Here is a 15,048-nt window from a genome sequence, read left to right on the forward strand (position 1 = left end):
CGTATTGTGGTCGGCGATCAGGCTTCGGCAAGCGCCTCCACCGGTGGTGTCTTGGCGGCGCGGCGTGATGGGAACACGCTCGCCACAAGCGCGCAGACGATGGCGATCGCGAGGATGATGCCGTAGGTGCGCCAATCGACTGGGTACACCACGGTGGCGATAGAGCTCATCACCATGTTGATGCCCAACCAGCCGAACAAGGTGCCGACGACCATGCCGACGACGCTCGAGACGACCGAGATGAGCACCGCTTCGATGGCGAGGGAGGTGCGCAGCTGGCCGCGCGTCATGCCGATCGCGCGCAGGGTGGCCGATTCACGGGTGCGTTCGATGACCGAAAGGCTCAGCGTGTTGGCCACACCGATGACGGCCACGATGACGGCCACGGCGAGCAACGCCACAAGCAGCATGAGCATGGCGTTGACCATGGTCTCCCACTGCTGGCGTTCCGCCACCGGCCCACCGAGCTGCACGTTCGGGTACGCTTCGAACACCTTGGTCAGGTCGTCGAAGGTCTGTGAGAGTGGCACGTTGGCGCCCCCCAGTTTGAGCAACAGCATGTGCCCGGAATCCTGGAACGTACCGTCGGCGAACTTCGACTCGTTGACGAACGCCACGACGGGCGTGGTCTGGGTCACACGGCGGAAGTCGCGCTGGGTGACGGCCAGGTCGGCATGGTTGCCGTCACGCATCCGCCCCTCCTCGGCGTTGGTGTCGACCACCTGTTCCGTGAGCGCCACACGTCCATCGGCGAAGGTGAGCCGCTTGCCGTCATAGGCGTCGTATTGCGGCATGAGCGCATGGCCGGGAGCCATGTCGACACTGCCCAGATCGATGTTCATGACATCCTGCAGCGTCTGAATGGACGGCACACCGACGACAAGCGTATCCATGGTCTTGCCATCCGGGGTCTCGTAGGTGGCCAATGCGGTGGGCACATACAGGCTGTGCTGCACACCCTTGACCTTGGCGGCCTTGTCGGCGGCCTGCTGGGGCACGTTGCCGCCCTGCACCACCACGTCGACGCTGTAGCGTTCGTCAAGCGCCTGGTTCATCGTGGCCTTCGCGCTCGCCGCGCCTGTGGCGATTGTGGAGACGAGGGTCACGCCGATGAGCAGCGCCGTGCCTGTCGCGGCGATGCGCCGGGGGTTCTTCTGGATGTTTGCATCGGCCAGCTTCGCCGAAGGGCCGCACAGCGAGACCAGCGCGCCCGCTCCCTTCATGAGCCACGGCATCCAGAAGATCGCGGTCAGGGCCAGACCGAGGAACGAGAACATGCAGCCACCCACTGCGGCAAGCAGGGCGGAGTCTCCATGGTCTTTCTGCATCCACAGGGAGAAGCCCACAAGACCCATGCCCATCAGCAGGATGAACAAGCCGATGACGGCACGGCCGACCTTCATCTTGCGCTGGTCGGTCAGTTCGAGCGGACGCATGGCCTCCAGCGGCGTCACGCTCGTCGCGGAACGCGCGGCCCCGAGCGAGGCGAGCACCGTGACCAGCACACCGAACACGATGGGCACTATCACGACCTGCCAGTCGATGATGATCTTGATCTGCATCGAGGCCGAGGCCAACACGCCGGACGCCCCAACGGCGGCGATGAGGCCGATGCCTGCGGCCACACCAAGGGCCGAGGCCACGAATCCCAGAATCGCCGCCTCCTCGAGCACGGAGATATACAGCTGCCGTTTGGTGGCGCCGATGGTGCGCAGCAACGCCAGGGTCTTGCGGCGCTGCGCCACGAGCACCTGGAAGGTGTTGGCGATCACCAAGGCGGCCACCACGAGCGCAAGCACGCCGAATGCAAGCAGGAACTGCTTGGTCACATCCGTGCCGTCGCTGCTCATCTTCTTGATGGCCTCATCGGCCGCCTGTTGGCGCGAAAGCAGTCGAAAACCCTGAGGCAGGTCCCCGATGATCGTGGCTTTGGCATCACCGAGCGTGGTGGCGTTGGCGGTATCGATGGAAAGGTACAACTGGGTGGCGCTCATCTTGTCGAAGGAAGCCGTGCCGGAGAGTCTGGCGAGCAGACCGTCCGAGGCGACCGAAGCTCCGCCGTAGAATCCGTAGGCGTTATGGGGGTCATCGGTGAGCCCCACGATGGTCGCGGCGAACCCTTCGGGGTGGGCTTCGTCCGTGTTGGCGGACGAATTGACCACCATCGTGCCTCCCACCTTGAGGTTCCACTGCGAGGCCAGACGCTGTGGCAGCGCGAACGTGTCGGGCTCGTCGGGCTTCGGGGCGCGCCCCTCCACGATGGACACCGGCAGCAGCTTGGCGTCGCGGCTCGTGGCGATCACCACACCACTGGCATGGCGGTCCTGCGAGCTGTAGGTGATGGGGCCTTCCACATTGGGGCGCGCGCACTCCACACCATCGACCGCTTCAAGACGGTCGATGTGGAAGTCGCCCACCGTGTTCTCATACACACTGTCAGGGGCGTTCTGTGCGGGCGTCACCGCATAGTTGGCGTCGCCGTACAGCACGGTCTGTGTTTCGGTCATCGACGCGTCCAACGCGTTGCTGAACAGCAATGTGGCAGCGATGAACGCGGTGCCGATGAGGACCGCGATGCCTGCGGGGATCAGCATCCTCACGTTCTTTTTCATCATTTGCATGGTTATGGACCACATGGTTGGTATCCCTTTGCTCTTCCGTTCGTCTCTCATCACGCCTGCGGCGGCACCGGCGGCACCGGTCCGCGCGCGGCGCGTTCACGCTCCTGCATGAGCAGGTCGCTCATCTGGGCGGCGGTCGGCGCGTTCACATCCGCCACGATCTGCCCGTCGGCGAACACAATCGCCCGGTCGGCGTACGAGGCGGCCACGGGGTCGTGGGTGACCATCACGATCGTCTGGCCCAGCTCCTTGACCGAGCTGCGCAGGAAGCTGAGCACCTCGGCGCTCGAGGCCGAATCAAGAGCGCCGGTCGGTTCGTCGGCGAACACGAGTTCGGGCTTGGTGATCAGGGCGCGGGCGATCGCCACACGCTGCTGTTGACCGCCAGACAATTCGTTCGGATGGTGGCTGAGACGGTCGCTCAGGCCCAGGGTGCGCACGAGCTGGTCGAACCACTGCACATCCGGCTTTTTGCCGGCGAGCGTCAACGGCATGAGGATGTTCTGCTTCGCGGTGAACATCGGCAGCAGGTTGAAGCTTTGGAAGATGAACCCGATGTCATGCCTGCGCAGCATCGTCAGCTGCTTGTCGTTCAATGTGGTCAGATCCACACCTTGGAACATGATGTGGCCCGACGTGACGCTGTCCAAGCCGGACAGCGTGTGCATCAACGTCGATTTGCCCGAGCCGGAAGGGCCCATGATCGCGGTGAAGCGGCCCTTTTCAAAGGCCACGTTCACATGCCGCAGCGCATGCACCGTGCTGTCGCCCTTGCCATAGTCCTTCACCAGGTCCACCGCCTGGATGGCCACCGGATCGCCGTGCTCCACGAATCGCTGGGATGGCGCAGCCTGCATTGCCGTCGTCATTGCTTTGTCCTTTCCATCAATGCGGGCCGCTCCCGCATCACTACCAGTCACCGTACCGGCGTAATCGGGCGCCCAGTATCGTGCCTGAGATGGAAAAAGCGGTGGGTCTCATCCTTAAGGATGAGACCCACCGCAATCGACCAGCGCGGATTCACCAGCCCAACGCGACCATCGCGGCCACCCCGGCGGCCACAAGCACCACGATGAGCAGCACAAGCCAGTCGGCAAGCCGCATATGCGCGGGTCGCATCACCGTCGGCTTGGCCGAACCGGTGTGCATCTGCGCCCCGCGGGTGAGCGCCGCGACCGAAGCCCGGCGCTCGCGCAGCCGCAACGCCGCCCATGTGTCGCCGAATGCGGCAAAGCCCCCGCCGGCGCCGCGCGACGCGCGCATGAGCCTGCGCTCGCGGAATACGGCGAACCATTGCGGCACGACGTTCACCGCACGCGCCATGCGGCGTGCGGCGGTCAGCGGCAAGTGCAGCCCCGTCAGACCGCGCACCCAGTCGGCGTGACTCGTGGTGAACAACGTGAGGAACAACGCGAGCACGATGTCGGCGATGCGCAGCACCACCACAAGGCACATCATCAGCGTCTGCGATGTGACACGCCACCACCCCAGCTGCCACAGCACACCGGTGCCGTAGGCGTTCATCGACAGCAGCATGATGACGGCCACAAGCGCGCACAGCGGGCCGAGCACAGCCCACAGGCGCCCCACATGCCGCGCCGGCACATGGTCGGTGAGCAACATGACGTGCATGACGACCAGCATGGCGGCGAGGAACATCCAATTGCCCCACACACTGCACAACACGACCACCACAAGCGTCATGCACAGTTTGATGCGCGTGTCAAGCGCATGGAACCACCCTGTGGCCGGCAGATAGAACTGGCCGTTCATCGCGCCACCCCCTTTCCGTTCGAAGCGGCAAGCACGCCCTGCACGGGCGGCGGCGCGAGGAAGCGCCGGCCATTCGCGCGCACGCGGCCGTACGAGACGAGGCGGCCTTGGTCGAGCCGTGCCGCATGCGAACAATAGCGTTGGATCAGATCGGCGTCTTCGGTGGCGATGATCACCGTGGTGCCCTCCTGGTTCATGCGGGCCACGGTGTTGAGCAGCCGCGATTTGAGCCGGTGGTCGAGTCCGGCCGCTGGCTCGTCGAGCACGAGCACGGGCGCATGCATCACGAGCGCGCAGGCGAGGGCCACGGCGCGCTGCTCGCCGCTGCTGAGCGCGGCTGCGGGCATGTCCTCCACGTCGTAGAGGTCGAACAGGCGTACCATCTCGTTGACGCGCCGCGCCACTTCATCGTCGTCGACGCCGAGCGCGCGCGGACCGAAGCCGATTTCCTCACGCACCGACTGCGCGCAGAACATGTCGGCGGGGTGTTGGCCGACCACGGCCACCTGCTGCGCCATCTGCACGGGGGTGCGCGACGCGACGTCGACGCCATTGACCACAATCTGGCCGCGGTCGGGGCGCAGTTCGGCATTGATGAGGCGCGTGAGCGTGCTCTTGCCCGAACCGTTGCCGCCGGTGATGGCCACGAAGTCCCCCTGCTGCACAGCGAACGCCACATCGTCGAGTTGCGGCGCATTGCTGGGAGGCGAATCCGCGTACCGCGCGTGCACATGGTTGAACACGACGGCGGGGTTGCCCGCCGCGTCCGGCTCGTCGGACTCGATGACGAGCGGCGTGGTGTCCTGATCGGAGACGATCACACCGACCGATTCGAGCAGCGAGCGCTCGCGGGTGAAGATGTCCGCCGTGGTGCGGCGGATGATCTCGCCGTTGACCATGAGGAACACCGCGTCGGCGCGCTGTGCGAGGAAACGCGTGTCCTGTTCCACGAGCACGGCCGTCATACGCGTGCGCCGGCGCATCACGTCGATCACATTGACGAGGTCTTCGTACCCCTCCTCATCGAGTAGGCTCGCCGGCTCGTCCACGATCAGCACATCCGGTTCGCCGGCGATGGCCGCGCCGATGGCGACACGCTCCATCTCACCGGTCGACAATGTGGCGGTGTCGCGCTCGCGCAGGTCCTCGATGTGCAGCATGGCGAGCACGTCATCGACCCGCGCCTCGATTTCGTCGGGTTCCACACCGCGGTTCTCCAAGGGGAACGCGATCTCCTCGGCCACGGTGGGGCTCGTGAGCTGGGCGCGTGGATCCTGGCCCACGTAGCCCACGCGCAGGGACAGGTCGCTCACCGTGGTGCTTTTCACATTCATGTCGGCGATGCGCGCATATCCGTTGAGCGAACCATTCGTGCAATGCGGGATGATGCCGGCGAGCGCCTTGACGAGTGTGCTTTTGCCCGATCCGGTGGGGCCTATGACGCCGGCGAGCGCGCCCTGCTGCACATAGCAGCTGGCATCACGCAGCCCTTGGATCGGCTCTCCCCCGCCACCGGGCGCCGCATACCGCCATCCCAGATTCATCACAGTGATAATGTCGGCCACACATGCTCCATCCAGATAACCGCCCGCTGTTTGCGCAGACGTGCGGGAACAGCGGCGAATCGATACCAGCGAATGACACTGTTATATCAGACAACGGCTACGTGGCTGGCTGGTTGTGGCGACGGGCACAATGCGTGCGGATGGCGGTGAAGCGGCTCTGTGCCATTACTGGGCGAACCCGCTTGCACGCACCGCTTCGAATCCACGGCGCAGGTCGGCGAGGATGTCGTCGATGTGCTCGGTGCCGATCGACAGGCGGATCGTGCCCTGATGGATGCCCTGATCTTCGAGCTCGGCCTCGCTTTCCTGTGAATGCGTAGTGGACGCGGGGTGGATGACGAGGCTCTTGGCGTCGGCCACATTGGCCAGGAGCGAGAACAGCTCGAGGTTGTCGATGAACACGCGCGCCGCGTCTTTGCCTCCCTTGATCTCGAACGTGAAGATGGACCCCGCGCCGTGCGGGAACGCCTTGGCATAGCGCTCATGGTCGGGGCGCCCTTCGATGCTTGGGTGCGAAATCGACTCCACTTCGGGCACGGTCTTCAAGTAGTCGATCACCGCGAGCGCGTTGCTCACGTGCCGCTCCACGCGCAGCGACAGTGTTTCGGTGCCCTGCAGCAGCAGGAACGCGGCGAACGGCGAAAGCGTCGCGCCGGTGTCGCGCAGCAGGATCGCGCGGATGCGCGTCACGAACGCGGCCGGGCCGAGCGCCTCATAGAAATTGAGGCCGTGGTACGAGGGGTCGGCTTCGGTGAGTGTGGGGAACTTGCCCGGCACGGCGGCCCAGTCGAAATTGCCGCCCTCCACGATCACACCGCCGAGCGTCGTGCCATGGCCGCCGATGAACTTGGTGGCCGATTCGACCACGATGTCCGCGCCATGCTCGAGCGGACGGTACAGGTACGGGGTGGCGAACGTGTTGTCGACCACGACGGGCAGATGGTGGCGGTGCGCGATCTCGGCGATCGCCTCGAAGTCCGGGAAGTCGGCGTTCGGATTGCCGAAGGTCTCGAAATACACGAGCTTGGTGTTGTCCTGGACCGCGTCTTCGAAGGCCTGTGGGTCGTTCACATCGACGAAGGTCGTGGTGATGCCGTCGCGTTCCAAGGTGTGGCGCAACAGGTTGTAGGTGCCGCCGTAGATGTTCTTGGCGGCCACGATGTGATCACCGCTCTGCGTGATGTTGCGCACCGCGTAATCCACGGCCGCTGCGCCGGATGCCACCGCGAGGCCAGCCGTGCCGCCTTCAAGCGCCGCGATGCGGTCTTCGAACACCCCTTGCGTGGAGTTGGTCAGGCGTCCATAGATGTTGCCTGGGTCGGCCAGCCCGAACCGCGCCTCGGCATGGTCGAAATCGTGGAACACGTAGCTCGTGGTCTGGTAGATCGGCACGGCGCGCGCATCGCTCGCCGGGTCGGGCCGCTCCTGCCCCACATGCAGCTGGAGCGTTTCGAAATGGTAGGGGTGCTTGGCGTTCGTCTCACTCATGGCGTGGTTCCTTTGCTTCGGATGGGTGTCTGGGGTGGGTGCGGCGCGGGGTGCCACCGCACTGCTGGACATGACGATACGGAACCGTTGCGGCGCAACGCAAGCGCGGCGTTATCGCGCTTTCCTATACCTCGCTATCATGGCGCGACGGACCGCGCCAAGGCGGGGCACTGCCACCATCGCGACACGCCGGTGGCGCGGATGGGCGGCGGACGGCGTGATGCACACACATGGCTATAATCCGGCACTGACAGCCGATGGCGCAGCCACCGGGAACCATACGGCAGAAAGCAGCATCATGAACGAGACCATCCTGTACCACCGCAACCGTGAATACATTCCGCGCATCGCCGCCGTGCACGACATGTGCGGCTATGGAAAATGCTCGCTGACCGCGGCTATCCCAATCCTTTCAGCCGCCGGCTGTGACGTGTGCCCGGTGCCGACCACACTGTTCTCGGCGCACACCAAGTTCCCCGTGTTCACGATGACCGATACGACCGACATGCTCGAAGGCTATCTAGATGCATGGCAGAAGGAGGGGGTGGACCTCGACGGCGTGTATTCCGGGTTCCTTGGCGCCCCCGAACAGGTGGCCGTCATCCAGCGCCTGTACCGCGAATACCCGAACGCCCTACGCCTTGTCGACCCGGTCATGGGTGACAACGGCGAGATGTACCCCACGTACACGGCCGAACTGTGCGAGGCGATGGGCGCGCTCGCGGACGGCGCCGACATCCTCATGCCGAACCTGACCGAAGCCTCGATCCTGACCGGCACCGCCTATGCGGGCGCTGACCTCGACGACGTGCAGGTCAACGATCTGCTGCAGGCGCTGCTCGACTTGGGCGCACGCAACGTGGTGCTCAAGGGCATCGACCGCAACGACGGGCGCATCCGCAACTTCGTGGCCAATGCGCAGGCGGGTGTGGACGCCAGGGAAGAGATCGTCAACGAAAAACTGCCGTTCATGTGCCACGGAACCGGCGACGCATTCGCCTCGGCGCTGATCGGCGCCGTCATGGCCGGTCTCGACCTGGCGGCCGCATGCCGCCTCGCGAGCGTGTTCGTGTGCAATGCGATGCTCAGCACACGCCACCAGCCTGATTACGAGAACCGTGGCGTGAGCTTCGAACTGTGCCTCGGCGAATTGACCAACCTCGTCGACTGACCCCAGCGGCCTGTGGCCGTCCACGCCCATTGTGGACAACGGTGGACGACACCTGATCCGTCCACACCGCGCAGCCGAAACGGGGCGTCCGACCACAGGGGCGCCCCACGCTTGCATCGGGTGCACGCATGCGCTGAACTGGGCTGCATGACTATTGCAACACCAGTATCACCAGCCATCCGCACGCTCGACGACGCACACAGCGACCTCACCTTCGCGCAGTGGTCGCACCGTTTGACCGACCCCGCCCTTCCGGCCCGCGCATTGGGGCGTTATGGCGAAGCCGCCACATGCCAATGGCTGCGGGAACGGTCCTGGCATATCCTCGACGTCAATTGGCGCACCCGCTATGGCGAGATCGACATCATCGCGCTCACCCCACACCGCACCATCGTGTTCGTGGAGGTCAAGACGCGCCGCACCACGCGGTACGGACTGCCGCAGGAGGCCGTGCATCCGGCGAAGCAGATGAACCTGCGGCGCGCCGCCACCCAATGGCTGACCCAACAAACCCCCAAGGTTCCGCACATCGGCATCCGCTTCGATGTCATGGCGGTGCAGGTGCACTGCGACGAAGTGCACATGCACCATATTCCGGAGGCGTTCTGATGGCCATCGGCGGGGCGCTTTCCGTGGGACTCATTGGGCTGAAGGCGTTCATCGTCCAACTCCAGGCGTTCATTTCGCCGGGGCTGCCCTACTTCTCGATCATCGGATTGCCCGACGCCTCGCTCAGCGAGGCGCGCGAACGGGTCAAATCCGGCTGCACCGCGGCCGGCGTCGCATGGCCGCAGACCCGGGTCACCGTCAACATGTCGCCGGCCTCGCTGCCCAAACGTGGGTCGAGCCATGATCTGGCGATCGCCGCAAGCGTGTTGAGCGCGCAAGGGATCATCGACCCCGAGTGCCTGACCGACACGGTGGTGCTTGGCGAACTCAACCTTGACGGCACCGTGCTGCCGATCAACGGGTTGCTGCCGATCCTGCTGCATGTGCGCAACCAAGCGGTGCGGCGTGTTGTGGTGCCCCGCGCCAACCGCGACGAAGCCGAGCTTGTGGATGGTGTGGACGTGGCTTATGTCTCGCATGTGGGCGAACTGATGGAGATGTACGGCGCACAGGCCAAGGTCGCCGCGCCACGCGCCTCGGTGCCGGCCGACAGCGCAGACCAGGCGTTCGCCCCTATGGTCGATGTGGGCGACATGCGCGACGTCGTCAATCAGGATGGAGCCAAGAGGGCATTGCAGACCGCGGCGGCCGGCGGCCACCATGTGCTGATGATGGGGCCGCCCGGCACCGGCAAGACGATGCTCGCCTCCCGCTTCCCCGGCATCATGGCGCCATTGACCGAGGACGAACAGTTCGAAGTGGCGTCGATCCGCTCGTTGAGCGGCACCCTGCGCTCGTTCGGCATCAGCGATGTGCCACCATTCGAGGCGCCGCACCACACCGCCACGGTGCCCGCCTTGGTGGGAGGCGGTTCCGGATTGGGCAAACCGGGAGCGGTCACCCGTGCGCACCGTGGCGTGCTGTTCATGGACGAGGCCCCCGAGTTCGCCCCACGCGCGCTGCAGACCTTGCGCGAGCCCCTCGAATCAGGTGCGGTCGCGGTGTCACGGGCCAAAGGCACCACGTTCTACCCCGCCCGATTCCAGTTGATCATGGCGGCTAATCCCTGCCCATGCGGGTTCGGGTATGGCACCGGCGAGCGCTGCACTTGCCGTGAGCGCGACCGCATCCGCTATTTCAACCGTCTATCCGGGCCGATCCTCGACCGCATCGACATTCAGGTGGAGGTCAATCCGGTACGCAGGATCGGCGCGTTGTGCACCGATCCGGGGCCTTCGAGCGCGCAGATGCGCGAGCAGGTCGTCCATGCGCGCAGTGTGGCGCAGGCGCGCTTCCGTGCGCAGGGATGGACGTGCAACGCGCAGGCGTCCGGCGCATGGCTGCGCGAGCATACGCCGTCGGCGGTGCTCGCCATGGTCAATGCGGCGCTTGCCTCGCAACGGTTGAGCCTGCGCGGCGCGGACCGTTCGATGCGTTTGGCATGGACACTGTGTGACCTCGACGATTGCGGCGAGCCGACCGTGGACCATATGGCCCAGGCGATCGCCCTGCGCACCAAGGAGTTGACATGAGCGGCGCGGCGGCACATGCGCGGCTCGTCGACCGCTGCGGCGAGCGCATGGCGAGGTGCCTGCTCACGTATTGCATCGATGGTGCGGACGCGCTGATGATGGCGCTGCTCAAAGGCGCGCCACATGCGCTCGCGGTGTTCACCCTGCTCGTCGAGGGCCTTGATGGCCATGACGACGCCGAACGCCGCCACGCCGAACGCGCATTGGACCATCTGTTCAGCCAAGGGGCCGCACGGTGGGGCTGCCACGTGAAGCCCCAAGGATTACAGGCCTTCCACCGCGCCCTTACACGCTGGCGTGCCCGCTTGCAGTCCCTCCCCACATGGGAGTATGACGCATTGACCGCATGGATGACGCATGCGGGCACGCAATGGGTGGTGATTCCGGGCGATGACCTGTGGCCCGAACGCCTTGGCGACTTGGCGGTCCGTTCGGATTGGGCTCCCCCATTGTGTTTGTGGGGCATCGGCGACCAGCATGCGCTTGCGGCATGCTCGTCGCCCGTGGCCGTTGTGGGGTCGCGCGGCGTGAACGAATACGGCAGGCATGTGGCCGGCGAGATTGCCCACGAGGTGGCCACACAGGGGCACACCGTGGTTTCGGGCGGCGCCATGGGCACCGACGCGAGCGCGCATTGGGGCGCATTGCGCGCTGTGGACACGGTGGGCGACGAGCGAGCCGGCCGCACGATCGCCGTGTTCGCCGGCGGCCTCGACCATATGGGTCCCACGTGCAACCAACGGCTGTTTGACGCCATACGCGCCCAGCATGGCGCGCTCGTCAGTGAGATGTGCCCCCAGACCGTGCCAGAGGCGCGCCGGTTCCTGCTGCGCAACCGCATCATCGCCGCCTTGTGTCCCACCGTGGTGATCGCACAGGCGCGCCGGCGATCAGGGGCCTTGAACACCGCGCATTGGGCGGCCGAACTCAACCGCGAGGTCTATGCGGTCCCCGGCAACATCACCGCCCCTGACAACGCGGGCTGCAATGAGCTCATCCGCAACCAGCAGGCGATCCTGCTCGCCGGCACGACAGTCGACGACCTATGCCATGCCGCGCATGTGCCCCATCTGCCGAAGACAGATCCGGCTCCAGACGCACCGGTACACGACGACGCCGGCGCAGGAGGCATGGCATGCGAACAAGCCGTGCTTGGCGCCCTTGAGCGCATGCGCCGCACCGGACGCCATGCCACACCGGACACGCTCGCCGAAGCGCTGCAGGCGGATGGCAGCGCCGTCTTGAGCCCCGAACAGGTTCATGCCACACTCGGCCTGCTCGAACTGCAGGGGCGCATCAGCACCACAGGGGGGCGGATCACCGTGTGCACGGCCAAGTAGTCCCCGCACATGACCATATACATTCGCCACGCCTTGTGCGACAATACCGAGTATGAGTCCGAAGCACATCGAAGAGTTATATGATGCCGTCATTGTAGGAGCGGGGGCCGCGGGCCTGTCCGCAGCGTTGGGACTGTACCGGAGCGATGCCATGCAGGCATTGCGCGCCCAAGGGTCGGAACCGAAGATCCTTGTGGTGTCCAAGCTGCAGCCGTTGCGCTCGCACACCGGTTCGGCCGAAGGCGGCATCGCCGCCAGTCTGGGCAATGTGGAACCGGACAACTGGCATTGGCATTACTTTGACACCGTCAAAGGCGGCGATTGGCTTGTGGACCAGGATGCCGCCCGCGTGCTCGCCCAGGAGGCGCCGCAGACGGTGATCAACCTCGAACGCTCCGGTGTGGCGTTCTCACGCACCAAGGACGGGCTCATCGCCCAGCGCCGTTTCGGTGGCCACACCAGGGAATTCGGCCAGGAACCGGTCAAGAGGGCCGCCTACTCCGCGGACCGCATCGGCCACCAGATCCTGCACACCCTCTGGCAGCAATGTGCGGCATACGGGGTGCAGTTCGCCGAGGAATGGTATGTGAGCGACCTCGTGCTCGATGAGACCTGCAGCCGTGTGGCCGGCATCGTGGCCTACGACACCCATGCCGGCACCACGCACGCCATCGCCGCCACGCATGTCATCATGGCCACCGGCGGCGCAGGCCGCCTGTTCCACACCACCTCCAACTCATACGACCTGACCGGGGACGGCATGGCGCTTGCCCTGCAGGCGGGGCTGCAACTCGAAGACATCGAGTTCATGCAGTTCCACCCCACCGGACTGGCGCACACCGGCATCCTGCTCTCCGAAGCCTCACGTGCCGAAGGCGGTGTGCTGCGCAACGCCGACGGCGAGGCGTTCATGGCGCGGTATGCACCAGAGCACAAGGACCTTGCCGCGCGAGATGTGGTCAGCCGCGCCATGCGCGCTGAAATCGAAGCAGGCCGTGGTGTTGCCGACCCCAAGGACCCGCTGGGTCCCAAGGATTGCCTATGGCTCGACCTGACCGGGCTCGACGCGCAGCATATGCGCGCCGTGCTGCCGCAGGTCGTGCAGACCGTGGAGGACTACGCGGGGCTCGACCCCAGCCGTGACTATATTCCTGTCAAACCCACCGCCCACTACACGATGGGCGGCATCCCCACGACGCTCAACGGCCAGGTCTACACGTGGTCCGATGACGAGCGCCATATCGTCGACGGCCTGTATGCGGCCGGCGAATGCGCCTGCGTCAGCGTGCACGGCGCCAACCGCCTCGGCGGCAATTCGCTGCTCGACGCCTGCCTGTTCGGCACCCGCGCCGGCGCGATGGTGGCGCTGCGCCTGCTGGACCGGCCCGCCGCCGCATCTGACGTGGACCCCGCGCTGGCCGAGGCGCTCGATGCCGCGCAGGCGTGCCGAGACGCGCAGATCACCGACATGCTCGCCACGACTCCCCCCGACGACGTCGAAACAAGCGAGCAGCCCACCGACAACGCCTACCAGCTCATGGCCGATCTGGGTTCGGTGATGGAGGCCGGTGTGGCTGTGACGTGCGACGACGCGTCCATCACGCAGGCGCTGCACCGTCTGGAAGCGGATCTGGAGCCGCGCGCGCACGCATTGCGCACACACAGCGACGCACGCACGTTCAACCAGGAGATCACCGCGATCTGGGAGGCGCGCCATCTCGTCGAACTGGCCCGCACCATGCTCGCGGCCACCAGCGCCCGCCATGAATCGCGCGGGTCGCTCTACCGCACCGATTTCCCGCAGCGCGACGACACCGGGTTCTTGGCACATTCGATGACCGCCGCCGGGCAGACGCCACTGTGGCAGCCGGTGCACATCGTCAACATCGAACCGGGCACGCGCGCCTACTGACGCCCTGATCACGACCACACATACCACCCCCACCACGTGCACCGCATGTGGCACACTGGTGAGGGTTTTTCCGGAAAGGCGACTATGCATCACGACGATTCGCGCAGCGAGACGGTGACCCTGCGCATCCATCGGTTCGCGCCACGCCCACAACGTGACCGCGACCGTGCGCGCGGCGGCAGCCCCTTCGCGCGCAAAAGCTCACCATTCGGCGATTCCGGCTCACGCTCCGCACGCCGTGCGCGCGGCAAGCAGTGGGTGCAGGACTACCAGCTGGAAGTGCGCCCCGACGACACACTGCTCGACTGCCTGCTCACCATCAAACGCGAAGTCGATCCGACGCTCGCATTCCGGTATTCGTGCGGGCACGGCATGTGCGGATCGGACGCCGTGGCGGTCAATGGCACGCCGACGCTCCTGTGCAAGGCGAAAGTGCGTGACTGGATCCAACAGCTGCCCGGAGCCACGCACGACGACGAAGGCTTCCGCCGCACCGGCGACGTCGATGACGATGCACAGCCCGGCACCCAGACAACCCCCGTCGATGCACCGTCCGACGGCACGATCGAACTGGCGCCGTTGCCCGGTTTCCCCGTGCAACGCGACCTCATCGCCGATATCGACTCAATGCTCGAACAGATCACCAGGCTCAAGCCCTATCTGATCGCGGACGGCGCGCTCGCCACCACGGTCGACGGCAAGGTCGACGTGTTCGAATACCTGCAGAAGCCCGAACAACTCGCGCAATACGAGATGCTCACCACATGCATCACCTGTGGCGTCTGTGAAGGCGCCTGCCCGGTCTATGCAGGCGGCGAAGCGTTCATCGGCCCCGCTGCGCTCATCAACCAGGCCCGGTTCGTCAACGATTCGCGCGACATGGCCACCGCCCAACGCCTCGAGGCGATTGACTCCGCGGACGGCATTCAGGCCTGCCAGTCGGTGCGCGCCTGTTCACGTGAATGCCCCGTCGGCATCGATGTGGGTGAAGAGATCTGGCAGCTCATCGCCAAGGTCAAGGAACGCGAGGTGTGAGC

At 65.5% G+C, this 15,048-nt stretch carries 11 protein-coding genes; 6 read left to right on the forward strand and 5 right to left on the reverse strand.

Annotated elements, in window-relative coordinates; all coding sequences use genetic code 11:
• Window positions 1-17: 17 nt before the first annotated feature.
• The 5 genes from BPSG_RS06070 to BPSG_RS06090 form a co-directional block, all read right to left on the reverse strand.
• Window positions 18-2,636, reverse strand: a complete 2,619-nt coding sequence (locus BPSG_RS06070) for an ABC transporter permease (protein ID WP_026643239.1) — start codon at window positions 2,634-2,636, stop codon at window positions 18-20.
• Window positions 2,637-2,671: 35 nt separating this feature from the next.
• On the reverse strand, window positions 2,672-3,490 hold the full coding sequence (locus BPSG_RS06075; protein WP_099309730.1) for an ABC transporter ATP-binding protein: 819 nt from the start codon (window positions 3,488-3,490) through the stop codon (window positions 2,672-2,674).
• Between the two features lie 151 nt (window positions 3,491-3,641).
• A complete protein-coding gene (locus BPSG_RS06080; protein ID WP_026643241.1) occupies window positions 3,642-4,394 on the reverse strand; it encodes an energy-coupling factor transporter transmembrane component T family protein in 753 nt (250 codons plus the stop codon).
• Complete coding sequence (locus BPSG_RS06085; protein ID WP_080699185.1) at window positions 4,391-5,959, reverse strand: ABC transporter ATP-binding protein; 1,569 nt, start codon at window positions 5,957-5,959, stop codon at window positions 4,391-4,393. Before BPSG_RS06085 ends, BPSG_RS06080 begins: the two co-directional genes overlap by 4 nt.
• Before the next feature lie 165 nt (window positions 5,960-6,124).
• A complete protein-coding gene (locus BPSG_RS06090; RefSeq protein ID WP_026643244.1) occupies window positions 6,125-7,447 on the reverse strand; it encodes an O-acetylhomoserine aminocarboxypropyltransferase/cysteine synthase family protein in 1,323 nt (440 codons plus the stop codon).
• Between the two features lie 298 nt (window positions 7,448-7,745).
• On the opposite strand from BPSG_RS06090, the gene BPSG_RS06095 reads away from it, so the two are divergent.
• The 6 genes from BPSG_RS06095 (at window position 7,746) to BPSG_RS06120 (ending at window position 15,046) form a co-directional block, all read left to right on the forward strand.
• Window positions 7,746-8,618, forward strand: a complete 873-nt coding sequence (locus tag BPSG_RS06095) for a pyridoxamine kinase (RefSeq protein ID WP_026643245.1) — start codon at window positions 7,746-7,748, stop codon at window positions 8,616-8,618.
• A 147-nt stretch (window positions 8,619-8,765) separates the two neighbouring features.
• Entirely contained in the window at window positions 8,766-9,227 is a 462-nt protein-coding gene (locus tag BPSG_RS06100; RefSeq protein WP_080699186.1) for a YraN family protein, read from the forward strand.
• On the forward strand, window positions 9,227-10,759 hold the full coding sequence (locus BPSG_RS06105; RefSeq protein ID WP_026643247.1) for a YifB family Mg chelatase-like AAA ATPase: 1,533 nt from the start codon (window positions 9,227-9,229) through the stop codon (window positions 10,757-10,759). Before BPSG_RS06100 ends, BPSG_RS06105 begins: the two co-directional genes overlap by 1 nt.
• The gene (locus BPSG_RS06110) at window positions 10,756-12,099 is read left to right on the forward strand and encodes a DNA-processing protein DprA (protein ID WP_026643248.1); all 1,344 of its coding nucleotides are present in this window, start codon (window positions 10,756-10,758) and stop codon (window positions 12,097-12,099) included. Before BPSG_RS06105 ends, BPSG_RS06110 begins: the two co-directional genes overlap by 4 nt.
• A 52-nt stretch (window positions 12,100-12,151) precedes the next feature.
• Entirely contained in the window at window positions 12,152-14,011 is a 1,860-nt protein-coding gene (locus BPSG_RS06115) for an FAD-binding protein (RefSeq protein ID WP_026643249.1), read from the forward strand.
• 84 nt (window positions 14,012-14,095) lie between these two features.
• Window positions 14,096-15,046, forward strand: coding sequence for a succinate dehydrogenase/fumarate reductase iron-sulfur subunit (locus tag BPSG_RS06120; protein WP_026643250.1), 951 nt, complete (start codon window positions 14,096-14,098; stop codon window positions 15,044-15,046).
• Window positions 15,047-15,048: the final 2 nt, after the last annotated feature.

Origin of the sequence: Bifidobacterium pseudolongum subsp. globosum (assembly GCF_000741295.1) — a bacterium.
Taxonomy (GTDB): Bacteria; Actinomycetota; Actinomycetes; order Actinomycetales; family Bifidobacteriaceae; genus Bifidobacterium; species Bifidobacterium globosum.